Origin of the sequence: Arthrobacter sp. UCD-GKA, from assembly GCF_001863355.1 — a bacterium.
Taxonomy (GTDB): Bacteria; Actinomycetota; Actinomycetes; order Actinomycetales; family Micrococcaceae; genus Paeniglutamicibacter.
On the sequence record NZ_MOLR01000005.1, the window covers coordinates 185591 to 211327 of the forward strand.

Annotated in this window: 23 protein-coding genes and 1 pseudogene; 12 read left to right on the forward strand and 12 right to left on the reverse strand. The window is 68.8% G+C overall.

Features of this window, described 5'->3' with window-relative positions; genetic code table 11:
• The first annotated feature begins 110 nt into the window (after positions 1-110).
• Genes BLJ79_RS10445 through BLJ79_RS23920 form a run of 3 tightly spaced genes read left to right on the forward strand, consistent with a single transcriptional unit; the run spans position 111 to position 2266 of the window.
• Positions 111-506, forward strand: coding sequence for an MmcQ/YjbR family DNA-binding protein (locus tag BLJ79_RS10445; RefSeq protein WP_083411227.1), 396 nt, complete (start codon positions 111-113; stop codon positions 504-506).
• Between the two features lie 23 nt (positions 507-529).
• Positions 530-853 carry a putative quinol monooxygenase gene (locus tag BLJ79_RS10450; protein ID WP_071214685.1) on the forward strand — a complete coding sequence of 108 codons (324 nt, stop codon included), beginning with the start codon at positions 530-532 and terminating at the stop codon, positions 851-853.
• Positions 854-862: 9 nt separating this feature from the next.
• Positions 863-2266: a DUF1990 family protein gene (locus BLJ79_RS23920; protein ID WP_071214686.1), complete on the forward strand. Its 1404-nt coding sequence runs from the start codon at positions 863-865 to the stop codon at positions 2264-2266.
• A gap of 10 nt (positions 2267-2276) precedes the next feature.
• Here the strand turns inward: BLJ79_RS23920 and BLJ79_RS10460 are convergent, their stop codons facing one another.
• Positions 2277-4037: a lipase family protein gene (locus BLJ79_RS10460; RefSeq protein ID WP_071214687.1), complete on the reverse strand. Its 1761-nt coding sequence runs from the start codon at positions 4035-4037 to the stop codon at positions 2277-2279.
• Positions 4038-4200: 163 nt separating this feature from the next.
• Between BLJ79_RS10460 and BLJ79_RS10465 the strand changes: the two genes are divergently transcribed.
• The 4 genes from BLJ79_RS10465 (at position 4201) to BLJ79_RS10480 (ending at position 7755) form a co-directional block, all read left to right on the forward strand.
• Positions 4201-4869 carry a DNA alkylation repair protein gene (locus BLJ79_RS10465; RefSeq protein WP_071214688.1) on the forward strand — a complete coding sequence of 223 codons (669 nt, stop codon included), beginning with the start codon at positions 4201-4203 and terminating at the stop codon, positions 4867-4869.
• An 85-nt stretch (positions 4870-4954) separates the two neighbouring features.
• Entirely contained in the window at positions 4955-5698 is a 744-nt protein-coding gene (locus BLJ79_RS10470; RefSeq protein ID WP_071214689.1) for a hypothetical protein, read from the forward strand.
• Between the two features lie 39 nt (positions 5699-5737).
• Positions 5738-7363 carry an HD domain-containing phosphohydrolase gene (locus BLJ79_RS10475; protein WP_286135343.1) on the forward strand — a complete coding sequence of 542 codons (1626 nt, stop codon included), beginning with the start codon at positions 5738-5740 and terminating at the stop codon, positions 7361-7363.
• 101 nt (positions 7364-7464) lie between these two features.
• Positions 7465-7755 (forward strand): antibiotic biosynthesis monooxygenase family protein, encoded by a 291-nt coding sequence (locus BLJ79_RS10480; RefSeq protein ID WP_071214690.1) that lies wholly within the window; start codon positions 7465-7467, stop codon positions 7753-7755.
• Between the two features lie 92 nt (positions 7756-7847).
• Here BLJ79_RS10480 and BLJ79_RS10485 read toward each other — a convergent pair whose 3' ends face one another.
• The 5 genes from BLJ79_RS10485 to purS form a co-directional block, all read right to left on the reverse strand.
• Entirely contained in the window at positions 7848-8630 is a 783-nt protein-coding gene (locus BLJ79_RS10485) for an SDR family oxidoreductase (protein WP_071214691.1), read from the reverse strand.
• Between the two features lie 213 nt (positions 8631-8843).
• Positions 8844-10748 carry an FAD-binding monooxygenase gene (locus BLJ79_RS10490; RefSeq protein ID WP_071214692.1) on the reverse strand — a complete coding sequence of 635 codons (1905 nt, stop codon included), beginning with the start codon at positions 10746-10748 and terminating at the stop codon, positions 8844-8846.
• Positions 10749-11183: 435 nt separating this feature from the next.
• Positions 11184-13469, reverse strand: a complete 2286-nt coding sequence (purL, locus tag BLJ79_RS10495; protein ID WP_071214889.1) for a phosphoribosylformylglycinamidine synthase subunit PurL — start codon at positions 13467-13469, stop codon at positions 11184-11186.
• A gap of 38 nt (positions 13470-13507) precedes the next feature.
• Entirely contained in the window at positions 13508-14263 is a 756-nt protein-coding gene (gene purQ, locus BLJ79_RS10500; RefSeq protein WP_071214693.1) for a phosphoribosylformylglycinamidine synthase subunit PurQ, read from the reverse strand.
• Positions 14263-14514, reverse strand: coding sequence for a phosphoribosylformylglycinamidine synthase subunit PurS (gene purS, locus BLJ79_RS10505; protein WP_071214694.1), 252 nt, complete (start codon positions 14512-14514; stop codon positions 14263-14265). Before purS ends, purQ begins: the two co-directional genes overlap by 1 nt.
• A 201-nt stretch (positions 14515-14715) precedes the next feature.
• Between purS and BLJ79_RS10510 the strand changes: the two genes are divergently transcribed.
• Positions 14716-15117, forward strand: a complete 402-nt coding sequence (locus BLJ79_RS10510) for a YchJ family protein (protein ID WP_071214695.1) — start codon at positions 14716-14718, stop codon at positions 15115-15117.
• Between the two features lie 116 nt (positions 15118-15233).
• On the opposite strand, the gene ald is transcribed toward BLJ79_RS10510, so the two are convergent.
• Positions 15234-16352: an alanine dehydrogenase gene (gene ald / locus BLJ79_RS10515; protein ID WP_071214696.1), complete on the reverse strand. Its 1119-nt coding sequence runs from the start codon at positions 16350-16352 to the stop codon at positions 15234-15236.
• 219 nt (positions 16353-16571) lie between these two features.
• Between ald and BLJ79_RS10520 the strand changes: the two genes are divergently transcribed.
• Positions 16572-17513 carry an NADP-dependent oxidoreductase gene (locus tag BLJ79_RS10520; RefSeq protein WP_071214697.1) on the forward strand — a complete coding sequence of 314 codons (942 nt, stop codon included), beginning with the start codon at positions 16572-16574 and terminating at the stop codon, positions 17511-17513.
• A gap of 12 nt (positions 17514-17525) precedes the next feature.
• Here BLJ79_RS10520 and BLJ79_RS10525 read toward each other — a convergent pair whose 3' ends face one another.
• From BLJ79_RS10525 to BLJ79_RS10535, 3 genes are all read right to left on the reverse strand, one after another.
• Complete coding sequence (locus BLJ79_RS10525) at positions 17526-18578, reverse strand: S66 family peptidase (protein ID WP_071214698.1); 1053 nt, start codon at positions 18576-18578, stop codon at positions 17526-17528.
• Positions 18579-18625: 47 nt separating this feature from the next.
• Complete coding sequence (locus BLJ79_RS10530) at positions 18626-20197, reverse strand: Na+/H+ antiporter (protein ID WP_071214699.1); 1572 nt, start codon at positions 20195-20197, stop codon at positions 18626-18628.
• A gap of 151 nt (positions 20198-20348) precedes the next feature.
• The gene (locus tag BLJ79_RS10535; RefSeq protein WP_071214700.1) at positions 20349-21764 is read right to left on the reverse strand and encodes a CitMHS family transporter; all 1416 of its coding nucleotides are present in this window, start codon (positions 21762-21764) and stop codon (positions 20349-20351) included.
• Between the two features lie 200 nt (positions 21765-21964).
• On the opposite strand from BLJ79_RS10535, the pseudogene BLJ79_RS23725 reads away from it, so the two are divergent.
• The 3 genes and pseudogenes from BLJ79_RS23725 to BLJ79_RS10545 form a co-directional block, all read left to right on the forward strand.
• A pseudogene (locus tag BLJ79_RS23725) lies at positions 21965-22195 on the forward strand (sensor histidine kinase); the annotation flags it as partial.
• Between the two features lie 126 nt (positions 22196-22321).
• Positions 22322-23365: a sensor histidine kinase gene (locus BLJ79_RS10540; protein ID WP_353615474.1), complete on the forward strand. Its 1044-nt coding sequence runs from the start codon at positions 22322-22324 to the stop codon at positions 23363-23365.
• Positions 23362-24027 carry a response regulator gene (locus BLJ79_RS10545; protein ID WP_071214701.1) on the forward strand — a complete coding sequence of 222 codons (666 nt, stop codon included), beginning with the start codon at positions 23362-23364 and terminating at the stop codon, positions 24025-24027. Before BLJ79_RS10540 ends, BLJ79_RS10545 begins: the two co-directional genes overlap by 4 nt.
• Positions 24028-24055: 28 nt before the next feature.
• Here BLJ79_RS10545 and BLJ79_RS10550 read toward each other — a convergent pair whose 3' ends face one another.
• On the reverse strand, positions 24056-24547 hold the full coding sequence (locus tag BLJ79_RS10550) for a hypothetical protein (protein ID WP_139194823.1): 492 nt from the start codon (positions 24545-24547) through the stop codon (positions 24056-24058).
• Between the two features lie 48 nt (positions 24548-24595).
• Complete coding sequence (locus BLJ79_RS10555; protein WP_071214703.1) at positions 24596-25501, reverse strand: 3-methyladenine DNA glycosylase; 906 nt, start codon at positions 25499-25501, stop codon at positions 24596-24598.
• Between the last annotated feature and the right edge of the window lie 236 nt (positions 25502-25737).

Genomic DNA, 25737 nt, shown 5'->3' on the forward strand with positions numbered 1-25737 from the left:
GCCCCTCCCCAGTCCGGGGGCGGGCCGACCGCGAACCCCTGTAGACCGGCCGGTCTTGCCGCAACCCCCAGGTGGCAGGGCCGGCCACTTCCATGCCCGGCGGGCTTATGATGGGCACCGTGGAATACGAATCCTGGCGTGCGATGTTGCTCTCCCTTCCCGGTGCCTTCGAGGACTTTCCCTTCGGCGAGGACGCGGCAGTCTTCAAGGTTAAAGGCAGGGCCGGGGCACGGGCCAAGATGTTCGGGCTGCTGATGCACCGCGGCGGAACAACGACCCTGAACCTGAAGTGCGACCCGGCCCTGGCCGAGCAGCTGCGAGCCGCAAACCCCCAGATCACCCCGGGATACCACATGAACAAGAAGCACTGGAACACCGTGGTGCCGGGCCTGGATGCGGAGACCATGCTGGCGATGGTCGAGGACTCCTACGACCTGGTGGTCGCCTCCCTGCCGGCCGCCGACCGCGCGGCGCTGGGCTGGAAAGGCCTGCTCGAGCGGGGCTGAGGCGGATTCTGTAGGCTGGGGGCATGTACTTCATCGTTGTAAAGTTCCAGACCAAGCCCGAATACACCGAGCAATTCATCGACCTGGTGACCCCGTTCACCGAAGCCACCCGCGCCGAACCCGGCAACCTCTGGTTCGATTGGTCCCGCAGCGTTCAGGACCCGGCCGAGTTCGTGCTCGTCGAGGCCTTCCTCGACGACGATGCCGCCGGCGCCCACGTGAACTCCGCGCACTTCGCCGCAGGCCTGGAATCCATGCGCCCGGCCCTCGCCGCCACCCCGAAGATCGTCTCGCGCAAGGTCGAGGGCGACTCCTGGGGCGACATGGGCGAACTGCAGATCGGCTAGCGCCCGGCAATGTTCGAGCCACTGCGGCACAAGCTGCAGCAGACGTTCTCCGCCCAGGAACACTACGATCCGGTCTGGGAACGCGAGCTGGACCGCGGCGACGATGCGGGATACTTCCCGCACGACTCCGCGGTCTGGGTGGTGCACGGGGGCATGAGCCCGATCGCCGCGGGCATCCGGGCACTGCTGACCCAGGCGCTGCATCCCGGCGCACTGGCCGGGGTCGCCGAGCATTCGGACTACCAGTCCGACCCGTTGGCCCGGCTGGCCGGGACCATCCGCTGGATCTTCACCCTGACCTACGGCGACACGACGGCCGCGAACGCCGCCTGTGCGTGGGTGGCCCGCCGCCACGAGCCGGTCACCGGCAGGTACGTTTCCGGCACCGGGGCGGAACGCGACTACGCGGCCAACGACCCCGGGCTCGCCGAATGGGTGCACATCGCCTTCGCCGACGCGTTCTTGCGCAGCCACGAGATCTTCTCCGGCCCCGTCCCGCAGGGAGCCGACGCCTACGTGCGGGAATGGGCCAAGGCCGGCGAACTCATGGGCGTGGCCAACCCGCCGCGCAGCGATGCCGAGCTGAAGGCGGCCATCGCCGGCTACGAATCCCGCGGCGAACTGGCCGGAGGCCCCCGGGTCGAACAGGTCGTCTCCTTCCTGAAGAACCCGCCGCTGGATCCGGCGGTGCTGCCCGGCTACAAGCTGCTCTTTGCCGCCGTCGTGGACACGCTGCCGGAAAACCACCGCAAGCTCTTGGGCCTGCAGCGGCCCGCGCTGGGCCCGGTGCCGCTCCCGGCCCGCCTCGGCGGCAGGGCGGTGCTCGGGGTGGCCGGCCTGGCCCTGGCCAAGCGGGGACCTGCCGAGCTGGCCGCCCGGCGCAGGCTCTTCCGCCTCGGGCTACTGTCCGACCTGAGCTACCCGGAGGCGGGGATGACCGGGCGTGACCCGATGCCCGAGGGCTACCGCCACCTGCGGCTGCGCGAACGGGTCGGCTCGGGCCAGGCGGCCTTCGACGCGCTGGCCGAAGGCATCCTCAACTGGTCCCTGCATGGGCGTTCGGGCCTGCGCACGCGGCCCGACACCCCGCGGGTGAAGCTCGGCAGCCGCGTCGAGCTAGGCTTCGGCGTCGGCCCGGCACGCATCAAGGCGCCCTGCCGCGTGGTGCGGCTGATTGACGAGCCCGGCCGGTCCGGCTTTGCCTACGGGACGCTGGCCGGGCACCCCGAAACGGGGGAGGAGTCCTTTTCCGCGGTGCTGGAGAAGGACGGATCGGTGTACCTGGAAATCAAGGCCGCCTCGAGGCACTCCAACCGGTTCTACACGATGGCCGCCCCGGTGGCGGAAGCCGCCCAGCGACTGGCCACCCGGCGGTATGTCGCCGCCGCCCGCGAGCTGGCCGGCGGCCACTGACGCCGCCGCCCTACCGGCAGGTGTTGGCCGGCTTCTTGCCGTCGAGCCTGTCGTTGGCCCACGCCACCAGGTCGCCGATCAGCGGCGAATCATCCTCGACCAGCGGCATGTGGTCCCGGCCGGCGTACTCGCGGTACTCCAGCTCCTGCCCCGCGGCGCAGCGCCCGGCAACCCAGGCGCGCTGCATCCCGGGCAGCACCAGCTGGTCATCGAGCCCCTGGGCCACGAAAAGCGGGTAGTCGATGGCCATGTCCACCGAGTTCTCCTCCAGCCTTGCCCCCAGCGGGCCCTTGAGCGCGGACTCGGGGATGACCGCGTCGAAGAGCTGGGTGCCGCCGACGACCGCCGAAAGCGCATCGCGCCCGTCGAAGCAGAGTTCCCCGATCCGCTGCACTGACCTCGCATACCCGGGGGTGACCAGTGAAGCCAGACCGAGCTCAGGGAAGAGATCGTTCCAGGACGCGGCAATGTAGGAGGAGACCACCTTGCCCGCGGCCCCGTCCTTGACCCCCAGCGCCAACGCCGCCAGGTTGCTGGCCGGGGCCAGCGCCGCGACCCCCAGGATCCCGATCTCCGGGGCATAGTCCCTGGCGATGGCCGCGCTGAACAGCGCGCCGTGCCCGCCCTGCGAATGCCCCCAGATGAGCGTGTCCCCGCGCAGCGTGAATTCCCGCAGCTGGCCGGCGGCCCGGTAGGCGTCGAGCACGTTGCGGCCCTCGGCCTGCCCCACCAGGTAGGGGTGCGGGCCCGCGGTGCCCAGGCCCACGTAGTCGCTCATGACCCCGGCCCAGCCCCGGGACACCAGCTCGCGCAGGGCCGCGGCCGGCCCGTCCGAATACGGCGACGCCGACAGCGAGGGGGCGCAGCGCGGGATGATGCCCTTGGTGCCGTGGGCCATGGAGATGACCGGCAGCGCCGTGGCCCCGCGGTCCTTCGGGACCACGACGGAACCCGAGGCCACGGCGGGGGACCCGTCCGGGTCGGTGGTCGTATACAGGATGCGCCAGGCGTCCGCGTCTTCCGGGATGCCCCGGAGCAGGGGCTCGGCGCGCAGCAGCTTGCCCGGTTCTGCGGGAACAAGAGTGGGCGGGGTGTAAAACGCATCCGGGACCAGCTTCGGATCCCCCGCATGGACAAAGGAGGTCACCAGCACCATGCCAACGGCCAGCAGCAATGCAAGCGCGGAGCCCGCGACCCGCCCGAAGCCGCGCAGCCGCCCTGGCTTCCCGGGCGCGGGGGAGTACCGGCCGCGGGCCAGGTACCCCAGGATGAGCCGCAGGCCGATGAAGACAAGCCAGCCGCCGAAGAACACGCCAAAGGCCCACACCGTGAGCCGTGGCCACAGCAGCACCAGCAGCCCGGCAAGCACCGCGGCCAGCCCGCCCAGCAGCGCCGACGCGCGGTCCGGGGAGCCCCTGCGCAGGGCCGAGGCCAGGGACCCGGCCCCGGAAACCAGCAGGAGGATGGAGACGGACAGCGCGAGCATCGGCAGCGTGGCTCCGCGCCAAAGCAGCGCCGCGATCCCCGCGCCGGCCAGCAGGACGCCGCTGCCACCGGTGATCCAGGGGCAGGAGTTGGCCTGGTCCGCGTCGGTGTCGATGGCCTCGAGGATGCGCAGCACCCCGACGGCAACCAATCCCGCGGCCACCAGGACGACGAAGACCTTGATGGACGCGGAGGAATGCAGGGCCAGGACGGTCCCGAGCCCCAGCAGGGCCAAGCCCAGCAGCGGGCGCACCCAGCCACGGGTCCTGCGCAACAGTCCTGCCATCGGTGGTTCCCCCCTGAAAACGCCAGGCCAAGCGCCTGTCCATGCAAACATTCTGCCGTACGGCTTTGCCGCACCGGGCATCCGGGGCCCGCGGCGCAAGCCCGTACCACCCGTGGCAGCCGGTCAGTAGACTGGGGCCGGGAACAAACACCGGGAGGTTCGGATGTCGGAAACGACTGTTGCAGGGGTCATGGCGGAGCTGGCAGGGCTCGAAAACCCGAAGGTGCGCGAGGCCAACGAGAGGCGCGGGGACGACCACGGGGTGAACCTGACCCAATTGCGGGCGGTGGCCAAGCGGCTGAAGACCCAGCAGGACCTGGCCCTCGAACTGTGGGCCACAAACGACACCGCGGCCCGGCTGCTGGCGCTGCTGGTCTGCAAGCCCAGGGAATTCGGGTCCGGGCAGCTGGATGCGATGCTGCGCGAGGCCCGAGCCCCGAAGGTGCACGACTGGCTGGTGAACTACGTGGTGAAGAAATCCAGGCACGCCGAGGAACTGCGCGTGGCCTGGATGGCGGACGCGGATCCGGTGGTCGCCAGCGCCGGCTGGGCGCTGACCAGTGAACGGGTTGCCAAGAAGCCCGAGGGCCTGGATTTGCCCGGATTGCTGGATGTCATCGAGGCGCAGATGAAGGAGGCCCCCGCACGCCTGCAGTGGGCCATGAACCAGACGCTGGCCACGATCGGGATCGAGCATCCCGCGCTGCGCGCCAGGGCTCTGGGGATCGGGGAACGCCTGGAGGTGCTCAAGGACTACCCGACGCCGCCGAATTGCACCTCGCCGTTCGCCCCGGACTGGATCAACGAGATGGTGCGCCGGAAGGAAGCCTGACGCGGGGCAACAGATGGGGCAGGCGCCCCATGCGCCGTTTGCGGGGGACTCCTAGGCTCGGGGTATCGAGCACAAGGAGTTCGCCATGAAAGCACCAACACCGCGCCAATGCGCCGATGAAGCGGAGGCCGGGCCGCGGCTGCCGCAGGGGAGCGCCGAACGCTTTTCCGGGTACGCGCTGATGGGCATGCCCTTCGGCGACGGCCGGTACCTGGCCTACCGGCGCTTCACCGCCAGTTCCATCGGTCCGGCCTACCATGCGGTGTGGCTGCGCCGGGGAGATGGACGCTGGAGCGTCTATGCCGACGCCCCGCCCGAACTCAGCTGCAACAGGTACTTCGGTGCCGCCTTCAGCCACGCGATCCAGTGCCCCGTCAGCGGTCGCTTCACCGACCCGTTCACGCTCGAGGTTGCGGTGCCCGGCGTGCTGGAATGGCGGATCCGGCTGGAGCGCACCCGCGCCGCGGGCGCACTGAGTGCGATGGCCGGGATGATGCCGGCCGCCGTGTGGCGCAACGACCGGCTGCTCGGCGCCATGGGCCGGGCGATGGGACCGGCGCTGCGTGCCGGACGGCTGGGCATGGCCGGACTGGTGCCCAACGGCCAGCGGTTCCGGGCCCGCCCGCTGCGGGTGTGGACGGCGGCCGCCGCCGAGGCGGTCATCGACGGCCAGGACGCCGGGGCGCCGCGGCCGTTGGCGGCGCAGGAACACCTGGCGGATTTCTGGCTGCCGCAGCGCGGGCTGTTCGTGGCCGACCTGGACCTCGAGTTCCCCTCCACGGCCCCCGCGGTTCCGGCCGCTGCCGTGGGCGGCGGCCGAATGCCCTGAACCGGGTGCAGGATGGGGCCCGCGACGTAAACTGGAGTCGTGGCCAGGCAGGGATCGGACGCGTTTTCAGGGCCCGCGGGGCCCGGGGCGGAATCCGTTGCGCAGTCGCCGGTTCCCGGACCCGCGCCGCGCCGCAGCGAACTGCTGGCCGCGCTCTCGCTGGCCATCGACCTGGGGCTCGGCCAGCCCATGGAACACATGATGCGCGCGACCCTGCTGGGGCTGCGCATCGCCGAGGCCCTGGACGTCGACCACCAGGTGCGCGAGCGGATCTACTACGCGAACCTCCTGGCCTGGATCGGATGCCATGCCGATTCCTACGAACTGTCCGCGCTCTTCGGTGACGACATCGGGTTCCGCTTCGACTACTACCTCATCGATGCCACCGGGCTGCCCATGCTCTCCATGATGGTGCGCCACACGGCCGCGGATCTGCCGGGCGGGCAACGGGCCCGGGCCCGGGCGCGTTTCATCGCCACCGCACGCTCGTCCGTGCGGGATTTGATTTCCTCGCACTGCACCTCGGCCGGTCGGCTGGCCGCACGCGTGGGCCTGGACGAGCAGCTTCCGGGCATCCTGGAGCACACCTTTGAGCGCTGGGACGGCCGGGGACTGCCGGCCGGGAAATCCGGGGTGCAGATTCCGCTGGAAATGCGGATCGCGCAGCTGGCCGACACCGTCGAGGTCCACCTGCGCACCGCGGGCCTGGACGCGGCCGTGGCCATGGCCACGGCGCGCCGCGGCACCCAATTCGACCCGGCCCTCGCCGACCTGTTCTGCGCCCGGGCCCCGGAACTGGCCCACGGGCTGCTGGAGGAGGACCCCTGGCCCGCCGTGCTGGAATCAGCGCCCCGCGACGCCGCGCTCACCGGGGCGGAGCTGGATGCGGTGCTGGAGGCCATGGGAGATTTTGCCGACCTGAAATCCCCGTGGACCATCGGGCACTCCCGGGCCGTGGCGGCCCTGGCCGCCGGCGCGGCGGCCAGCTACGGGCTGGGTGCCGCCGAAACCCGGGTGCTGCTCCAAGCCGGCTGGGTGCACGACCTGGGCCGGATGGGGGTGTCCAACGCCCTGTGGGATGCCCCGGGGGAGCTCTCGGGGATCCAGCGCGAGCACCTGGACATGTACCCGCTGCTCAGCGAACGGATCCTCGCCCGGGTGCCGGGCATGCGGCGCGTGGGGCAGGTGGCGGGGGCGCACCGCGAGCGGCTGGACGGCTCGGGCTACCCGCTGGGGCGCACCGCCTCCGGGCTGGATCCGAGCCAACGCCTGATTGCGGCCGTCGATGCCTACCAAACGTATCTGGAGCCGCGCCCGCACCGGGCGGCGCTGGATGCACGGGCGGCGGCCATGCGCCTGCGCGTCGAGGCCGACTCCGGCAGGCTTGAGGCCCGCTCGGTCGAGGCGGTGCTCGTCGCGGCCGCGGGCGCCGGGGGACGGTTGCCCGGGGCAGGACCCGGCGGCCTGACGGCCCGCGAGATCGAGGTGCTGCGGCTGCTGTGCCGGGGGATGGACCACCAGAGGATTGCCGCGGCCCTGGTCATCTCCCCGAAAACCGTCCGGAACCACATCGAGCACATCTACCTCAAGACCGGTGCGGCCAACCGCGTCTCCGCCACGCTCTTCGCCCTGGAGAACGGGTTGTGGGACCGCGAGGCCAGGTGACCGGGACGCCGGGCGCCACCTGGCCCGGCCGGACGCGGCGGCGTGCGGTAGCTTGGAAGGACAAGCGGCCCGGCGCGGATGCCGGGCCCGGAAGGAGCAAAATGTCCATCGTTGTCATCAACGCCCTGAAGGTTCCCGGCGAGGCCGGGCCCGAGCTCGAGGCGCGCTTCGCGGCCCGCAAGCACGCAGTGGACGGCTCCCCGGGATTCGAGGGATTCAAGCTGCTGCGCCCGGTCGCCGGGGAGGACCGCTACTTCGTTTACACTCAGTGGGCCACCCGCGGGGACTTCGAGAATTGGCGAGACAACCGTGCCGGCCACGACCACTCCGCCCAGGCGCCGGTGTCAAGCGGTGCGGAGCTGCTCGAGTTCGAGGTCGTCGACCTCGGCTAGTGCCGTCGTCGAACCCGGACGCAAGCCGGCCCCCGCAGCGGTTTCGCTGGGGGGGCCGAATCATGCCGGCGCCCGTCCGGGCTATCGGTGACTCAGTACTTGTAGGACTGGCCGCCGTCGATCGGGATGACCGCGGCGTTGATGAAGCCGGCATCGCCGGAAAGCAGGAAGGCGACCAGCTGGCCGACCTCCTCGGGCTTGCCGAAGCGCTTCATCGGGTTGGGCTCGACGAACGCCTTGCCGACCTGCTCCCAGTTTTCGGGGTCGATCTGCTTGAGCGACCCCTCGACCATGGGGGTCATGATGGCCCCCGGGGCGATGGCGTTGATCTGGATGCCGTACTGGCCGTATTCGATGGCGGAGTTGCGGGTCAGGCCCACCACGCCGTGCTTCGCCGCGGCATAGCCGGACTGGTTGCCCACGCCGCGGATGCCGCCCACCGATGCGGTGTTCACCACTGCACCGGAGCCCTGCTCGCGCATGGCCTTCAGGACGTGCTTGAGCCCGTAGAAGACGCCGGTGAGGTTGATGCCGACGACCTTGCCGAACTCCTCCGAGCCGAAGTCCTCGGTGGGATTCTGCTTGCCTTCGATGCCGGCATTGTTGAAGAAACCGTCGATCGAGCCGAAACGCTTGAGCGTTTCGGAGACATAGTTCTGGACCTCGGACTCGTTGGCGACGTTTGCCGTCAGGGAGAGGATCTCCGTGTCCGGGGCAACGGCGCGGATCTCTTTTTCGGTTTCCTGCAGCCCTGCGGCGTTCAGGTCGACCAAGGCCAACTTGCCCTTTTCCTTGGCGACCTGGATGGCGGCCGCCCGGCCCAGGCCGGAGCCGGCGCCGGTGATGATGACTGACTTTCCTTCGAACCTCTGCACTGTGGAATTCCTTTCCCTGGATGAAGCGGGGATAACCGCCTGTATACATGCAAACACATGCATTTGGGGGATTATTCCCTTGCGGCCTGCTGCAATGAGTGATTCGGGAATTCAAGGTGCGAGGCAGCCGGGTGCCGGGTGCAGTTCCCGCGTGTTCGCCACGGGAGCTGCACCCGGCCATCGGCCCGGTCGGATCGGAGGTTCCGGGGCGGGTCAGGCCTTCGCGACCTTGGACGCCCCGGCGTGGATCTGCGAGAAGAATGCGGCAAGCTCGTCGGTGGCATCCAGCGGGAGCACGTTGGCGACGTACTGGTCCGGGCGGACCACCACCATGACGCCGTCGCGCGAGAGCCCGCGCTCATCGAAGATGTCCGCGCCGGGGACCGTGCCGTAGACCTTCTCGTAGTCGGTGAGCTTGAAAGGGCCAACCTCGGGCTTGAAGACCGCGGGGACTGCGTTGATGTCGATGTCCTCGTGCTTCTGCTGGTAGATGACCTTCACATCGAACCAGGCGTCTTCGTCGAGTCCGGCGGGCGTTGCGGCCAGCGGCGAGTCCGGCGCGGTGGAGAGCCACCGGGCCAGCGATGCCACCGGGGAATCGGCCCCGGGGGCGGCGGGATCGGCGAAGACGTAGATGCGCCAGCGTCCGTCGGCCGTGGCGTGGTGGCCCAGCTGCATCGGGTTGGTGTCGCAGACGCGCGAGGCCATGGCCGACTTGAAGCGCTTGCCCAGCGGGAACCCGGCCGCCAGCTCCTGGTGCGTCGGTGCACCGGTGAGCATGGAGGGAGCGTATTCGGTCATGAACCCGGCCGGGAACTCGGCGGTGCGCACGTAGAAGTCCTCGAGGTCCGAGGGGTTCTCGAAGTCCTCGGGCTTCTTGGCCATCATCGTCGACCATTCCTTGTCGAMGTCAATGAGGTTCTTCGCGACGACCTGGCGTTCGGCCGAATACGTGGACAGCAGGGACTCGGGGCTGCGGCCCTCGAGCACGTGGGCGAGCTTCCAGCCGATGTTGAAGCCGTCCTGCATCGAGACATTCATGCCCTGGCCGGCCTTGGCGCTGTGCGTGTGGCAGGCGTCCCCGGTGATGAACACGCGCGGGTTGCGGGTGCCAAGCTGCTCGGGCAGCACGTCGTCGAAGCGGTCGGTGAGGCGGTGGCCGACCTCGTAGACGCTGCTCCAGGCGACGTTGCGCACGTCGACCGTGTAGGGGTGCAGGATCTGGTTGGCCTTGGCGATGATCTGCTCGATGGTGGTCTTGCGCACCGCGCCCTTGTCGTCCTCGGGGACAACGCCCAAGTCGACGTACATGCGGAAGAGGTGCCCGCCCTCGCGCGGGATGTGCAGGATCGAGCCGCCGTCGTGGGACTGGATGGCGCACTTGAGACGGATGTCGGGGAAGTCGGTGGAGGCCACGACGTCCATGACTCCCCAGGCGTGGTTGGCCTGGTCGCCGGCCAGGGTGCAGCCGATCGAGGAGCGGACCTTGGAGCGGGCGCCATCGGCGCCGACGACGTACTTGGCGTGCACGATGCGCGTGGTGCCTTCGTCGGGTCCGGCGCTGCGCACGAGCGTGACCTTGACCGGGTACTCGCCGGTCTCGGCGACCTCGAGCGTCTGGAAGTCCCAGCCGTAGTCGGGCACCAGGCGGGTGGGGGAGTTCTGGGCGACCTCGGCGAAGTAGTCGAGCACTCGGGCCTGGTTGACGATCAGGTGCGGGAACTCGCTGATGCCCACGGTGTCGTCCAGGGCGCGGCCGCCGCGCACGATGTTCTTGGGGTTTTCGGTGTCCGGGCGCCAGAACGCCATCTCTGTGATCCGGTAGGCCTCGGCGGTGATGGCCTCGGCGAAGCCGAAGGCCTGGAAGGTCTCGACGCTGCGGGCCTGGATGCCGTCGGCCTGGCCGATCTCAAGGCGTCCGCCGCGGCGTTCGACGAGACGGGTGGTGATGTCCGGGAACTGGGCGAGCTGGGCCGCGGTGAGCATGCCCGCGGGGCCGGAGCCGACGATGAGCACGTCGACTTCCTCGGGGAGTTCCTCCGGGCGGTTGATGCCGACTCCGGCTGCGGGCTTGATACGCGGGTCACCGGATACGTAACCGTGGTGGTGGAACTGCACGGGCTTTCCTCACTTTGCAGGTCTATGTCTGTTGGTCTTGGCATTTGTTCTATATTAGAACGATGGGTTCTATAGTCGAACACATGCTCGTGATGTAGAACTCTACGGCAAGGCGACGTGGCTCACAAGTGTGCAGGTGGCGATCGAAGCAACGAACCCGCGCACCATTGGGTGCGCGGGTCGCCGGGAACTCCAAATTTGCTCCAAACCAAAATTTGGGTTTGGGGCAAATTTGAGACTGGGACCAAATGTCGCCTGCCCGATCCGCATGCTTCCGAAAATGGAGGGGCGGCAGGCGACGGAAGATCCGTCATGGTGGGCTCCGGCGGCTTGCCACCGATTGAGCGGGTCCCGTGCGCAGGGCAGGACTTAAACGGGCAGCGGGGGCGTCGGGGAAAAATCCCCGACGCCCCCGCTGCCGCAGAGCGCTCGTGCCTAGCCGAAGTACTTCGGCAGCGTGGCCTCGTGGGCCTCGCTCAGCTCGTTCAGGTCCAGGTCGAACTGGCCCTGGACCTCCAGCGAGGTGCTCGCGGCGTCAACCACGCCGAGGCGAACCACCGGGAACCGGCGTGCCGTGGCCATGTCGTTGAAGCGGACCTCTTCGGAACGCGGAACCGCGACGACGGCGCGGGCCTGCGACTCGGAGAACAGTGCGGTGAAGGCGTCCACGCCGTCACGCTCGCACAGGTCATCCAGCGCCACGCGGGCTCCGACGCCGTAGCGCAGGGCCATCTCGCCCAGTGCGGCACCGAGGCCGCCCTCGGAGAGGTCGTGTGCCGAGTCGATCATGCCATCGCGCGAGGCGTTGATCAGGATCGCACCCAGGGTCTTCTCCGCTGCCAGGTCGACCTTCGGCGGCAGGCCGCCGAGGTGCCCGCGGATGTTCGCGAATTCCGAGCCGTCCAGCTCGTCGAAGGTGGTGCCCAGCAGGTAGATGGCCTGTCCGTCGGCATCCGCGCGCCAGCCCGAAGGGGTGCGGCGTGCGACGTCGTCGAACTTGCCCAGCATCGCCACGACCGGGGTCGGGTGGATCGGCGTTGCGCCGGTCTGGTTGTACAGGGACACGTTGCCGCCGGTGACCGGGACGCCGAGCTCCATGCAGGCATCCGAGAGGCCGCGGATGGCCTCGGCCAGCTGCCACATGACATCCGGGTCTTCGGGGGAGCCGAAGTTCAGGCAGTCGGAGACCGCCAGCGGCACGGCGCCGGAGGTGGCGACGTTGCGGTAGGACTCCGCCAGGGCCAGCTGCGCGCCGTGGTACGGATCCAGGAAGGTGTAGCGGCCGTTGGCGTCGGTGGCCAGGGCCACGCCCATGCCGGTTTCCTCGTCAACGCGGATCACGCCGGCGTCGTCCGGGGAGGCCAGCGCGGTGTTGCCGCCAACATAGCGGTCGTACTGGTTGGTGACCCAGGACTTGGAGCACATGTTCGGGCTGGACATCAGCTCAACCAACGCGGCCTTGAGTTCCTCGCCGGTGGCCGGCAGGTTCTTCCCGGCCTCGGAGGCCTTGAAGGTGTCGGCCTGCAGCTTGTCCTGCCATTGGGGGCGGGCGTACGGGCGGTCGTAGAGCGGTCCGTCGTGCGCCACGGTGCGCGGGTCGACATCGACGATGACCTCGCCGTCCCACTTGATGACCAGGCGGTTGGTGTCGGTCACCTCGCCCAGCCAGGAGTATTCCACGGCCCACTTGTCCATGACTGCCTCGAAGGCTTCCACGTTCTCCGGGGAGACCACGGCCATCATGCGTTCCTGCGACTCGGACATCAGGATTTCTCCCGGGGTCAGCGAGGGATCGCGCAGCAGCACACTGGTTAGCTCGATGTCCATGCCGCCGTCGCCGTTGGAGGCCAGTTCCGAGGTGGCGCAGGAGATGCCCGCGGCGCCGAGGTCCTGGATGCCCTCCACGAGGGATCCCTTGAACAGCTCGAGGCAGCACTCGATGAGCACCTTCTCGGCGAACGGGTCGCCCACCTGGACGGCCGGGCGCTTGGACGGCTTGGTGTCGTCGAAGGACTCGGAGGAGAGGATCGAGGCGCCGCCGATGCCGTCGCCGCCGGTGCGTGCACCGAAGAGCACGACCTTGTTGCCCAGGCCCGAGGCGTTGGCCAGGCGGATGTCCTCGTGGCGCATGATGCCGACCGCGAGGGCGTTGACCAGTGGGTTGCCCTGGTAGACGGAGTCGAAGACGACCTCGCCGCCGATGTTCGGCAGGCCCAGCGAGTTGCCGTAGCCGCCGATGCCGGCGACGGCACCGTGGATCACGCGTGCGGTGTCCGGGTGGTCGATCGCGCCGAAGCGCAACGGGTCCATCACGGCGACCGGGCGGGCGCCCATGGAGATGATGTCGCGCACGATGCCGCCGATGCCGGTTGCGGCACCCTGGTACGGCTCGATCATCGTGGGGGAGTTGTGCGACTCGATCTTGAAGGTCACGGCCCAGCCGTCGCCCAGGTTGGTCACGCCGGCGTTTTCACCGATGCCAACGAGCATGTCCTTCTTCATTTCCTCGGTGACCTTGTCGCCGAACTGGCGCAGGTGGTTCTTGGAGGACTTGTAGGAGCAGTGCTCGGACCACATGACCGAGTACATGGCGAGCTCGGCGGCGGTCGGGCGGCGGCCCAGGACCTTGACGACCTCTTCGAATTCGTTCTGCTTCAGGCCAAGCTCGGCCCACGGAAGTTCGGTGTCAGGGGTGGCCGCGGCGTTGGCCACGGTGTCCATGTTGAACTTCTTCGCTTCTGCGGTCTGCTCTGCGGCGCTCACTTCTGGCCTCCAACAAGGTGGGTCAGGACGGAGGTGAAGAATCCAAGTCCGTCGGTTCCGGTGTGGTCGGGGCCGAATCCGGCCTCCACTGCGTGCTCCGGGTGCGGCATGAGGCCGACCACGTTGCCCGCGGCATTGGTGATGCCCGCGATGTTGCGGCGGGACCCGTTGGGGTTCCATCCGACATAGCTGAAGGCCACGCGGCCCTCGGCCTCGAGGGCGTCGAGGGTCTTCTCGTCCGCGACGTACTGGCCGTCCTGGTTCTTCAGCACGATGGTGATTTCCTCACCCAAGCCGTACTGGTTGGTCCAGGCGGTCGAGTTGTTTTCCACGCGCAGGACCTGGTCGCGGCAGAGGAACTTCAGGTGGTCGTTCTTCACCATGGAGCCCGGCAACAGGTGCGATTCGGTCAGGATCTGGAAGCCGTTGCAAATGCCCAGAACGGGCAGCTTGGCATCGGAGTTCGCGGCGTCGATGATGTTGCTCATCATCGGTGCGAAGCGGGCGATGGCACCGGCGCGCAGGTAGTCCCCGTAGGAGAAGCCACCCGGGATGACGACGGCGTCGACGTTCTGCAGGTCGTGGTCGGCGTGCCACAGGGACACAGCCTCGGCCCCGGTCAACCGGATGGCACGAGCGGCGTCGCGGTCATCGAGGGTTCCGGGGAAGGTGATGACGCCGATGCGGGCGCCGTTCAGCTCGGGGACAGGCGTCGAGTAGTCGCCGATCAAGGGAAGTTCGGTTGCGCTCATTAGTCTGCGACAACCTCGACGTTGACAACGTCTTCGATGACCGGGTTCGAGAGCAGGGTCTCGGCCGCGGTGCGGGCCTGGGCCAGGATTTCCTCGGTGACCTCGCCCTCAACGGTCAGTTCAAAGCGCTTGCCCTGGCGGACCTGGCTGAAAGCGGTGAAGCCGAGGCGGGGAAGTGCGCCAACGATGGCCTTGCCCTGCGGGTCAAGGATTTCGGGCTTGGGCATAACATCAACAACGATCCGGGGCATCCGGGTTCTCCTGTGCGCGAGGGRTGGTTAATCGCCCGCGGACGTGCCGTCTCACGCCAAGGGTGGGGGCGCTCCGCGAGCTTGCCTGCTAAGTCTACCGGCACGGGGTAGCTTGACGGATTTCGTGTCTGCCTTTCGACGTTTTGTTGGCGGGGCGATAAGGCGGTATTTCGAGCTTCCTGCTGCCCTTAAGCTGGTTCAATGGAAAAAGACTCGCGATGCCCCTGCAATTCCGGGGAATCCTACGAATCCTGCTGTGGCCGATATCACCAGGGATTCAACGATCCCGACACCCCTGCCTGGCCCGGAACCGCTGTCGCATTGATGCGCTCGCGCTTCAGCGCCTTCGCACTGGGCCTGCCGGAATTCCTGTTGGCCACCTGGCACCCCGACACCCGCCCAGCCGAGCTGGAACTCGATGAAGCCATTGTCTGGCAGGACCTGGACATCATCCGCACCGAGGCCGGTGGCCCCTTCGACAGCAACGGAATCGTCGAGTTCGAAGCCCACTACCGCCTGCTCAACCAGTCCAATTCCCAGCACGAGGTCAGCGACTTTGTGCGCGAGGGCGGCCGCTGGTACTACCTCGACGGCGACGACTAGGGCGAGCGAGGGGCCCGGATACATCACCCACGCGAACCGCTACTCGCACCATCTACTCCAACCATGATGCGAGTAGCGGCAGTTGTAGTTGTTGAAGTTGAAGCTGGTGGTGTTCGTCAGGCCCCGGCCAGCACGGTTTCGATTGACACGTGCTCCCGGCCCAGGGCCTCGGCCACCGGCCCAAAGACCACCGATCCGGCGTGCGCCATCAGGCCGTTGGCCAGGCCGGCATCCTCGGCCATGGCCTGCTTCCAGCCCTTGTTCGCGATGCGCAGGGCGTAGGGCAGGGTGGCGTTAGTCAGCGCGGCGGTAGAAGTTTGCGGGACGGCGCCGGGCATGTTGGTCACGCAGTAGTAGAGGGCGTCGTGCACCTTGTAGGTCGGGGCCGCGTGGGTGGTGGGGTGCGAGCCCTCGAAGCAGCCGCCCTGGTCGATGGCGATGTCCACCAGCACCGAGCCCGGACGCATCTTCTCGACCATCTCCAGGGTGACAAGCTTCGGGGCCGCGGCGCCCGGGATCAGCACCGAGCCGATGACCAGGTCCGCCGCGGCGACCTCACGGGCGATCGCAAGCTTCGAGGACGCCAGCGTCTTGATCCGGCCGCGGTAATCGGTGTCTATCTCCTTCAGACGCGCCAGGTTCACGTCGACGATCGTGACATCCGCGCCGAGCCCCGCGGAGGCAGCCGCCGCGTTTTCGCCGGCGACGCCGCCGCCGATCACCACAACCTTTGCCGGACGGGTCCCGGGGACGCCGCCCATCAGGATCCCGGATCCGCCCGAGGGCTCCTGCAGGGTAAAGGCGCCGATTTGTGCGGCCAGGCGTCCGGCGACCTCGCTCATCGGGGCCAGCAGCGGCAGGCCGCCGCCGCGGCGCACGGTCTCGTAGGCGATTGCGGTGGTGCCCGCCGCCAGGATTGCATCGGTGCATTCCGGGGAGGCCGCCAGATGCAGGTAGGTGAACAGGACCTGGTCGGCACGCAGCAAGGAGTACTCGGGATCCGTGGGTTCCTTGACCTTGAGCACCATGTCCCCTGCCGCCCACGTGGCCTCGGCATCGGCGGCGATCCGCGCCCCGGCCTCGAGGTAGTGGGCGTCCTCGATGCCCGAGCCGATCCCGGCACCGGCCTGGACAACGACCTGGTGACCGTGCGCCACGAACTCCGAAACTCCGGCCGGGGTGATGGCCACACGCAATTCGTTGTTCTTGGTTTCCTTGGGCACGGCAATGATCATGGGGAATTGCTCCTGAGGTCGGTGGCGGCCCCATCCGGGGCGATTGAATTGAGTCTAGGCGGCGGGTGGCGGAAAGGCCCGGAATAACTGGTATATGTCAGGGCGCTGGTATTGCGCACACACGAGTGCCCCTCGTCGCGGCAACCGCGAATAATTCGGTTCCGGCAGGGGTTGTCCCTGGGGAAGCAGGACAGCCGAGAAGCGAAAGCAGGAAACACAATGGGTGATCGCACGATGAAGGCCATGGCGTATGCGAGCTACGGTGGCGTGGAGAAGCTGGAGCGGCTCGAGCTTCCGCTGCCGAAGGTCGGCCCCGGAACGGTGCGGATCAAGGTCAAGGCGGCCGGGGTGAACCCGGTGGACTGGAAGGTTATGGCCGGATACCTCGACCCCATCATGGAGGTGGATTTCCCGGCGGTTCCCGGCTGGGACGTGTCCGGGGTGGTGGACGCCGTCGGCTTCGACACCCCCGAGTTCACCATCGGCGACGAGGTCCACGCCTACGGGCGGCGCGACACCGTGGGCATCGGCTCCTTCGCCGAGTACATCACCCTGCCCGCCGGGGCCGTGGCGCACAAGCCGAAGCAGCTCTCCTTCGAGGAGGCGGCGGCGCTGCCGCTGACCGGCGGGACCGCGCTGCGTGCCCTCGACGCACTGGACCTGGCCCCCGGGCAGAGCTTGCTGATCCACAACGGCGCCGGGGGAGTGGGCCAGGCAGCCATCCAGATCGCCAAGGCGGCCGGCGCCCGCGTGCTGGCCACCGCCTCGGAGAAGAACCACGGACTGCTCGCCTCCCTAGGCGCCGAGCCGCTGACCTATGGTGCCCGGCTTGTCGAAGCGGTGCGCGCGCTGGCTCCCGAGGGTGTCGACGCCGTGGCGGACTTCCACGGCGGGGCGCTCGAAGACACCCTGGCGGTACTCACGGATTCGGGGAAGCATGCCTCGATCGCCGACGGCACCGTGGGCGAACACGGCGGGCGCTACATCTGGGTGCGCCCCGACGGGCGGGAACTTGCACGGCWCGACGCGCTGGTCGAGGCAGGCAAGCTCTCCGTGCACGTGGTCGCCAGCTATCCGATGGAAGAAGCCGCGGCAGCCTTCACGCAGAGCATGGGCGGGCATGCCGGAGGCAAGATCGTGCTGACCGGGTTCACCGACTGAACCTGCGGCGAATCAGGAGTAGTCGGCGGTGATTGTTTGCCGCTGGCCATCGAGTCGCATCGTTCCGCCATAGGGCAGGATCCACTGCGGGCGGGTGTGCCCGAAGGGAACCCCGACGCACACGACGGCATCGTGGTTGTAGCGGGCGAATTCCTCGAACACCGCCTCGCGCTGGGCGGCGCGGAGTTCCGCGCGCACCTTCGGCGGCGGCACCGATTCATGTGTGCCCACCGGCGGACGGGCGATGACGGCACCGGCAACGGCCGCGAGCAGCCCGCGTTCGCCCAGTGCCCTCAACCACCTACCGACGAGCCGTGCCGGCGGCACCTCCTCGCTTGATTCAAGCAGCAGGATGGTGCCGCGCAGGGCCTCCAGCGGCGGCAGCCGGTCCGCGACGGCCAGCTGGTCGACGACTTCGAAGCAGCCGCCCCAGGTCCGGCCCTCCACGGTCCGTCCGGGCCCGGCCCACTGCCACGGCTCGGTGGGTTCGCGGTCCCCAAAACTGCCCAGCGCCTCGGGGGAGAGCCAGTCCGGCCCGAAATCCTCGGCGGAACCGGGATCGGTGATCCGTAGCCGCCCGCCGTCGAACAACGCCGCCTTCAGCGAGGCGAGGTGGATCGGGTCGATTCCGGGACCGGCGCCCAGGTGTACCTGCGTCGATCCTCCGTAGTAGCCCGGCACCCCGAGACTCCAGAGCCGATTCAGCAGGTTGGTGTTGTCGCTGTAGCCGAAGAACGGCTTGGGGTTCGCGGCCACCACATCCGTATCAAGATGCGGGGTGACGGTGATTTGGTCATCTCCCCCGAGGGTGGCGAAGATCGCGCGGATGCCGGGATCGGCGAATGCCGCGTTGATGTCGGCGGCGCGCTCCGTCGGAGTTGCGCCCAGCTTCCGGGTGGTCGGGAATTCCACCGGAACCAGCCCGAGCTCCGTGCGGATCCGGGCCATGGCCTGCTCATGCACAGCTGGTGCGAAGCCCGGGGCGGCGAAGGACGGCGAGAGCACCGCCACCCGGTCGCCCGGGACGAGCTTGGGCAGGGCGGCGAATCCGGGACGAATGGACATGGGCCCATCCAACCACGGACCGGGCCGGACCCGGCGACCCGAAACGCCTACTGGTCCAGGGTGACGGTGCGCAGATCCAGGCGGCGCAGCACCCGGTCCACGAGCTCGGGGTCGTTGCCCGGCTCGTTGCGGGCCTTGAGCATCTCGGAGCGCGCGGCATCCAGCGCCTCGCGCTGCACGTCGTCCATGACCGTGAGGATCTGCTTGATCCGCAGCATCTTCTCCGGGTCCTCTTCCAGGTCTGCGGCCAGGATGGTGTGCAGCGATGACATGCGCCGGGCCAGTGCCTCGCGGCGCTTCTGCGGCAGGGCGGCGGCACTGGGCGAACGCTTCATGGTCTCGAGCGCGACCTTCTCGGCCCGGCGGGCCAGCTTGCGCTCGGTCCTTTCCTCCACCGCGTGGTCGTTGGGCAGCTTCAACGCACGCATCAGCGCCGGCAGCGTCAGGCCCGGCAGCACCAGGGTGGTGATCAGCACGGCGCAAGCGGTGGCGATCACGAAGTTCCGGCCTTCCAGAGGCTGCCCGTTGGCCATTGTGGCCGGCAGCGCCAATGCCAGCGCAAGGGTCGCCAGCCCGCGCATGCCGCACCAAGAGAGCACCAGCACTTCCTTCAGCGAGCCCGGGGTCTTGGACTTGCGCTCGGTTCCGCCGATCTTGAACATCGCCATCATCCAGCCGAAGCGCACCAGCACCACCGTGGCGCAGATGGCCGCGATGCCGGGGATGAACGTCAGCAGGTTCGCCCCCTCGTCCTGGATGATGTAGCGCATCTCGATGCCGACCAGCCCGAAGGCGACGCCGGTGGTCAGCAGCTCCACCACGTCCCAGAACGCGGTGCGGGTCAGGCGTTCCTCGGAGTCCTGCGGGCGGGCGCGGCGGCCCAGCTCCAGCGCGGTGACCACCACGGCGACGACGCCGGAGAAGTGGACCTGCTCGGCCAGCAGGTAGACGGCGTAGGGCGCCACCAGCGTGGTGGCCGAGCGGGCCACCAGGTCCGGGACGAAGCGGTTCAGCGCCCCGACCAGCCAGGCAGTGCCCAGGCCCAGCACAATGGCCCCGGCCGCCCCGACGAGGAACTTCGGCACGACGTCCCAGCCGACCTCGCCCCCGCTCATGGCCGCGGCAACCGCCGCCTGGAAGATCACGATGGCCATCGCGTCGTTGAACAGGCCCTCGGTCTGCAACACCGTGAGAAGCCGGCGGCGCATCTTCACCTTGCCGGCAACGGCCTCGACGGCCACCGGGTCCGGCGGGGCCACGATGGCACCCATGGCGATGGCCACCGGCAGCGCCATGGCCGGGACCATGAGCCAGGCGACTGACGCCACGGCCGCGGTGGTCGCGAGAACCAGCAGAACCGCCAGCAGCACCAGCGAGCGCCAGCGCAGCCGGAAGATCGACCAGGAACTGCGTTGTGCCGCGGCGTAGAGCAGCGGCGGCAAGAAGAGCGGCAGGATCAGCTCCGGGTTGATGTGGACCTCGGGAATGAACGGCAGGAATGCCACCCCGGCCGAGAAGACCAGCATCAGGATCGGGTAGGGCAGGCGGATGCGCTCGCCCAGGCCCGCCACCAGCACCGTCCCGAAGAGCAGCCCGACCAACAGCAGCAGGAATTCCATGGGGTGTGCCTCTTCCTCTTGATCCGTTCTTCCAGTTTTCCACACGCCCGTTTCGGGGACGTTAAGCGCGGGCCCGGCGGCACGCAAAGGGGCGGGGAACCGTTTCCGGTTCCCCGCCCCTGCAGGGAGTGTTGCGTGGGTGCGGTGCTTCCTAGCCGATGCCGATGGCGCCGATGAGCACGCCCGTGGCGAGCATGACCAACGACACGACCAGTGCGCGCCAGAGGACCTTCTTGTGGTGGTCGCCTAGGTCCACGCGGGACATCGAGACCAACAGCAGGATCGCGGGTACCAGCGGGGACTGCATGTGCACCGGCTGGCCGGTGATCGAGGCGCGGGCCATGTCCACGGCGGGGATGCCGTAGTGGGCGCCGGCCTCGGTGAGCACCGGCAGGATGCCGAAGTAGAACGCGTCGTTGCTCATGAAGAACGTGGCGGGGATCGAGATGATGCCGGTGAGGATCGCCAGGTACGGGCCCATCGAGGTCGGGATGACATCGACCAGCCAGGCGCTCATGGCATCGACCATGCCGGTGCCCGAGAGCACGCCGGTGAGCACCGCGGCGGCAAGCACCATGGAGACCACCGCGATGACCTCGGAGGAGTGCGAGGCGATCATCTTGGCCTGGTCGGAGATGCGCGGGAAGTTCACCAGCAGCGCCACGGCGGTGCCGATCATGAACAGGTAGGACAGCGGCAGCACGTCGGCGATCAACAGCACGAAGATGGCCACGGTCATCGAGAGGTTGAAGATGAACAGCTTCGGGCGCAGGGTTTCGCGGGTCGGGTCCAGGACCGTGCCGTTCATGGTGGGCGCCTCGGTGCCGTCACCGCGTGCAGCAACCTTTTCCAGCAGGGCGATGCCGCGGCCGCCGGTCGGGGTCTTGGTGTTGCCGGTTCCGCCGGTTCCGCCGGTCATGACCGAACCCGGGCCCCAGCGCAGCGGGTCTTCGCGCCGCAGCCGGTTGCGCTCGGTGACGCCCATGGCCCAGGCGAAAGCGAAGACGACGACCAGGCCGACGGCCAGCGCCGGGATCATCGGGACGAACACCGCGGAGGCATCGACGTGCAGTGCGGCGGCGGCGCGGGCGGTCGGCCCGCCCCAGGGGACGATGTTCAGCGTGCCGTTGGTCAAACCGGCGACACAGGTCAGCACGACCGGGCTCATGCCCAGGCGCTGGTAGATCGGCAGCAGCGCCGCGGTGACCACGATGAAGGTGGTCGACCCGTCGCCGTCCAGGGAAATCAGGCCGGTGAGCAGCGCGGTGCCCATGACGACCTTGGCCGGGTCGTTGCCGACCAGCTTCAGGATGCCGTCGACGAGCTTGTCGAAGAGCCCCACGTCAATCATGATGCCGAAGTACATGATGGCGAACATCAGCAGGGCGGCGGTTCCGGACATGGCCTTCACGGCGTCCATGACCATGTCGCCGAGGCCCAGGCCGGCGCCGGCGAACAGGCCGAAGACGGTCGGGACGATGATCAGCGCCAGCAACGGGGTCATGCGCTTGGTCATGATGAGCGCCATGAACGTGGCGACCATCAGGAACCCGAGTGCTACCAGCATGGGGGTCTCCTTCGAGGGTGGTGCGTGTAAACGCAAATGATGGGAGTCGGCGTCGCGGAAGGGAATCTGGCACCGGTCCGTGCGCCGTGACACATAACGCTACGTGGTGCGCATCACGGCGGTGTGGTTGTGCCCACAAACCCCGCTTCTTCCCCTAAATCCTTTTTTGCTCATAAAGCCCACCGCGCACCGGCGCGTTCTTCGTCGTGGTCACCGAAGACCGCGGGATCCGGCTGGCGCACCCGACCCCCTCGCTGCTGGGCCAGAAGGTCTCCACCGATCCCGCCGCGCTGTCCGGGCACGAGTCGGTCTCCCGCGAGCACGGGACCCTGGGCGAGTCGGTGCGCGCCAAGGTGCCGGTTTTCGCCCCGCAGGGCGACACCGTCGTCGGGGAGGTCAGTGTCGGGGTCGGGGTCCAGGAACTGGCCGCCCGGCTGCGCACCGCCGGCGCCTGGGTGCTCGGGCTGGGCTTGGGGGCCCTGGCGCTTTCCGCGGCCTCGACCCGCTGGCTGGTGCGCCGGCTCAAGGCCCAGACCCTCGGGCTGGAACCTGCCGAAATGGCGCAGCTGCTGCGGGACCGCGACGCGGTGCTCTACGGCGTGGCCGACGGGGTCATCGGCATCGGCCCCGACGGCCGGGTCTCGGTGCGCAACAAGGCCGCACGGATCATGCTGGGGCTGCCGCACCGCCACGAATCCGCCGACATCATCGGACTGCCCTACACCGACGCGCGGCTGCCCGCGCCGCTGGTTGCCGCCATCGCCTCCTGCGACGGGGCCACGCTGCGCCTGGAAACCGAGCACGCCGCACTGGTCGCCACCGTGCACCCGGTGACCCGCGACGGACAGGACCTGGGCCAGGTGGTGCTGCTGCGCGACGTGACCACCATCGAGACCCTGGGCTCGCGGCTGGACGCGGTGGAGACCATGGCCTCGGCCCTGCGCGCCCAGCGGCACGAATTCGCCAACCGGCTGCACACGATCTCCGGGCTGCTGCACCACGGGGACGTGGCCGAAGCCCGGGCGTATCTCGGCGAGGTCATCGAATCGGGGCCGGTGCGCGAGCCGGTGCAGAACCTCGCGGCCATCGAAGACACCTACCTGCGCGCCTTCCTCGGGGCCAAGGGCGTCCAGGCGTACGAACGCGGTGTGGTGCTGCGCGTGGGGGATGCCAGCGCGCTCTACGGCCGGCTGGGCGACGCGCAGGATGCCACCGCGGTGCTGGGGAACCTGATCGACAATGCACTGCGCGCCGCGGTCGAGGGCCCGGCGCCGCGCTGGGTCGAGGTCGACCTGCTTTCCGAGGGGACCACGCTGCACCTGGCCGTCGCCGACTCCGGGGACGGGGTCGAGCCAGGGCTCGATGTCTTCGCCGAGGGGGTCAGCACCGGCGCGCTGCCCGATGCCCCCGAGCACGGCCAGGGCGTCGGGCTGCCGCTGGTCCGCCGGCTGGCCCGCACCCGCGGCGGCGAGGTCTGGATCGCGGACCCCGGCGGGCCCGGAAACGCCGAGAATGCGCACTCCGGGGCCGTCTTTGCCGCACGCCTGCCCGGGGTGCTGTCCACCGAGAACGGAACAACCGAAGGGAAGAACGCCCGATGAGCGAGAACACCGACTACAAGGTCCTGGTCGTCGACGACGACTTCCGGGTCGCCGCCCTGCACGCCGGCTACGTTGACGAGGTCCCGGGCTTCCGCGCCCTGGCCCCGGTGCACGACGCCCGGATGGTGCCGCGCGCCGTGGCCGAGGGGCAGCCGGACCTGCTCTTGCTGGATGTGTACCTGCCGCAGGGTTCCGGGCTGGACCTGCTGGCGACCCTGGACGTGGACGCTTTCGTGCTCTCGGCGGCCACCGAGGTCGACGCGGTGCGCACCGCCATCAGGCGCGGAGCGCTGGGCTACCTGGTCAAGCCCTTCGATCCCAAGGTGCTCGCCTCCCGGCTGCGCGGCTACGCCCGCTACCGCAGGCTCTTGGATGGCGCCGCGGCGCTGGACCAGCAGGGCATCGACCGGGCGCAACGCGCGCTGCTTTCGGGCGAGGAGTCGGCCGGTGCCGCGGCCACCCCCACCGAGCAGGCGGTGCTGGCGGCCGTTGCCGCGGCGGGGGAGCCGGCCACCGTCATGCACGTGGTCACCGCCGTGGGGATTTCCCGGGCCACCGCGCAGCGCTACCTGGCCAACCTGGTGCAGGCCGGATCGCTGCGCCTGGAACTTGCCTACGGCAGCCGGGGCCGGCCCGAGCACCGCTACCTCGTGCAGGACTGAGCCCGCGAAGCCCTGTTCGGTGCCGGGGTCATTGCAGGGCGGGCTGGTCGACCAGCAGAGCCAGGGCCGCGTGCCAGTCGGCGATCCCGCAGCCGTCGCGCAGGTCGAAGCGGCGGTTCACCGCGCGCCCGTCCATCGTCCCGTTCACCACGGCCACCGCCGGTCCGCCGTATTGCATGGTGCACGCAACGTTGGCGCCGCGACGGGGGCCGGTGAGCAGCTTCGGTTCCTTGGCCACCAGGGCGCAGGCCCGTGCCGCGTCCGGATGTTGGCTTTCAGGCAGCGGGCCGGACCCCCGGCACAGCAGGCGGTAGTGCGCGCTCTCCACGGAGCCGTCGGCCCGGATAGAGACCTGCAGGTCGGTGGTCGGAGGGCCCGTGCCGGGCGAAGCGGAAGATGCCGGCCCGGTGGCGGATTCGAACGGCATGGTCCCGCCGCCGGTGGATCCGGCACACCCGGAAAGCAGCAGCGCGGCGCCGGCGAGCAGGACCGTCGCCAAGAGGGAAGACCTGGACCGCATGGCCGTACCCTCCCGTCTGGTGCCGGAACCGGTGGCTCCCGGCCTATCTCAAGTCTGTGGCACCGGAAGCGATTGGGCAACGGCCAGCAGCCGCCCGCGCAGGACCTGGGCACGGTCGGCGAACTCCTTTTGCAGGCGCACGTACTCGGCCTTGCCCGCGGGCGTTTCGATGCGGATCGGCTCCTGCCCCCAGTCCGCCAGGTCGTACGGCGAGGCCTGCATGTCCATGGTGCGGATGTCCCAGGCGAGCTCGAAGCAGTCCATGACCAGGTCGGTGGGAACGGCCGGGGTGAGCTTGTAGGCCCACTTGTACAGGTCCATGTTGGCGTGTAGGCAGCCGGGCTGTTCCAGGTCCCGCTGGGTCTCGCGGGTCGGCTGCAGCTCGTTGAGCGGCACGGCCTCGGGGGTGTAGAACCTGAAGGCATCGAAGTGTGTGCAGCGGATCTTGTGTTCCTCCACCACCGCGTCGGTCCCCGCGGAGCCCAGCCGCAGCGGCAGGTATTCGTGGCGGATGCCGTTGTCCGCCGACTTGTAGGCCATGGCCCATTCGTGCAGCCCGAAGCAGGCGAAGTTCCCCGGGCGCGATGCCGTGCCGGCCAGGATGATGGCGGCGAAGCGGATCGCCTCGGCACGGGCGTCGGCGAATGCCGCCAGGTCCACCGTGTAGCCGCGCTCGCCGGATTCCGGGTGGATCGCCTCTTGGTAGAACTTCCAATCCGCTCGTTCTCGGGCTTTATCCCCGGCCAGGACCACACCGGGTCCCGGATGCCAGCGGTAGAGCTGCCCGGGCTTCTGCGTGTAGTAGGTGAAGAGGAAATCCTCGACCGGATGCTTCTGCCGCTTCATCCGGCGCTCGGTGAACGGCTCGCCAAAGCGTTTGGCGCGCGCCTGGTGGGCGGCGGCCGCGGGCAGCCACTGCTCTTGAGGCAGCCAGGTCGGGGTGGAGGGAAGCATTCAACCATTGTCTCGCGCCGGGGCCGGGAAGCAGCAATTTCTGCGGCTTGGATGCCCATTCCCGGTCCGATTGTCAAGCCCTCCGCGCGGTTCTGGGGATAACCAAAAACCGATGCTGACATGCACTCTTGTATCCGAATGGTCGCATTCCGGGTCTTCATTTTGCCGGTCTTGCGGCGTAGAATGGAGATATGTTCGATGAATACCACAAAGGGGATTCGGAAGACGAACCTCCA

Coding starts and splice junctions, on each gene's coding strand:
- BLJ79_RS10450 (WP_071214685.1), top strand. CDS start 530: ATGTACTTCATCGTTGTAAAGTTCCAGACCAAGCCCGAATACACCGAG.
- BLJ79_RS10545 (WP_071214701.1), top strand. CDS start 23,362: ATGAGCGAGAACACCGACTACAAGGTCCTGGTCGTCGACGACGACTTC.
- BLJ79_RS10525 (WP_071214698.1), bottom strand. CDS start 18,578: ATGTCCATTCGTCCCGGATTCGCCGCCCTGCCCAAGCTCGTCCCGGGC.
- BLJ79_RS23920 (WP_071214686.1), top strand. CDS start 863: ATGTTCGAGCCACTGCGGCACAAGCTGCAGCAGACGTTCTCCGCCCAG.
- BLJ79_RS10480 (WP_071214690.1), top strand. CDS start 7,465: ATGTCCATCGTTGTCATCAACGCCCTGAAGGTTCCCGGCGAGGCCGGG.
- BLJ79_RS10465 (WP_071214688.1), top strand. CDS start 4,201: ATGTCGGAAACGACTGTTGCAGGGGTCATGGCGGAGCTGGCAGGGCTC.
- purS (WP_071214694.1), bottom strand. CDS start 14,514: ATGCCCCGGATCGTTGTTGATGTTATGCCCAAGCCCGAAATCCTTGAC.
- purL (WP_071214889.1), bottom strand. CDS start 13,469: ATGGACACCGTGGCCAACGCCGCGGCCACCCCTGACACCGAACTTCCG.
- BLJ79_RS10550 (WP_139194823.1), bottom strand. CDS start 24,547: ATGCGGTCCAGGTCTTCCCTCTTGGCGACGGTCCTGCTCGCCGGCGCC.
- BLJ79_RS10445 (WP_083411227.1), top strand. CDS start 111: ATGGGCACCGTGGAATACGAATCCTGGCGTGCGATGTTGCTCTCCCTT.
- purQ (WP_071214693.1), bottom strand. CDS start 14,263: ATGAGCGCAACCGAACTTCCCTTGATCGGCGACTACTCGACGCCTGTC.
- ald (WP_071214696.1), bottom strand. CDS start 16,352: ATGATCATTGCCGTGCCCAAGGAAACCAAGAACAACGAATTGCGTGTG.
- BLJ79_RS10540 (WP_353615474.1), top strand. CDS start 22,322: ATGGCGCAGCTGCTGCGGGACCGCGACGCGGTGCTCTACGGCGTGGCC.
- BLJ79_RS10470 (WP_071214689.1), top strand. CDS start 4,955: ATGAAAGCACCAACACCGCGCCAATGCGCCGATGAAGCGGAGGCCGGG.
- BLJ79_RS10530 (WP_071214699.1), bottom strand. CDS start 20,197: ATGGAATTCCTGCTGCTGTTGGTCGGGCTGCTCTTCGGGACGGTGCTG.
- BLJ79_RS10510 (WP_071214695.1), top strand. CDS start 14,716: ATGGAAAAAGACTCGCGATGCCCCTGCAATTCCGGGGAATCCTACGAA.
- BLJ79_RS10555 (WP_071214703.1), bottom strand. CDS start 25,501: ATGCTTCCCTCCACCCCGACCTGGCTGCCTCAAGAGCAGTGGCTGCCC.
- BLJ79_RS10460 (WP_071214687.1), bottom strand. CDS start 4,037: ATGGCAGGACTGTTGCGCAGGACCCGTGGCTGGGTGCGCCCGCTGCTG.
- BLJ79_RS10535 (WP_071214700.1), bottom strand. CDS start 21,764: ATGCTGGTAGCACTCGGGTTCCTGATGGTCGCCACGTTCATGGCGCTC.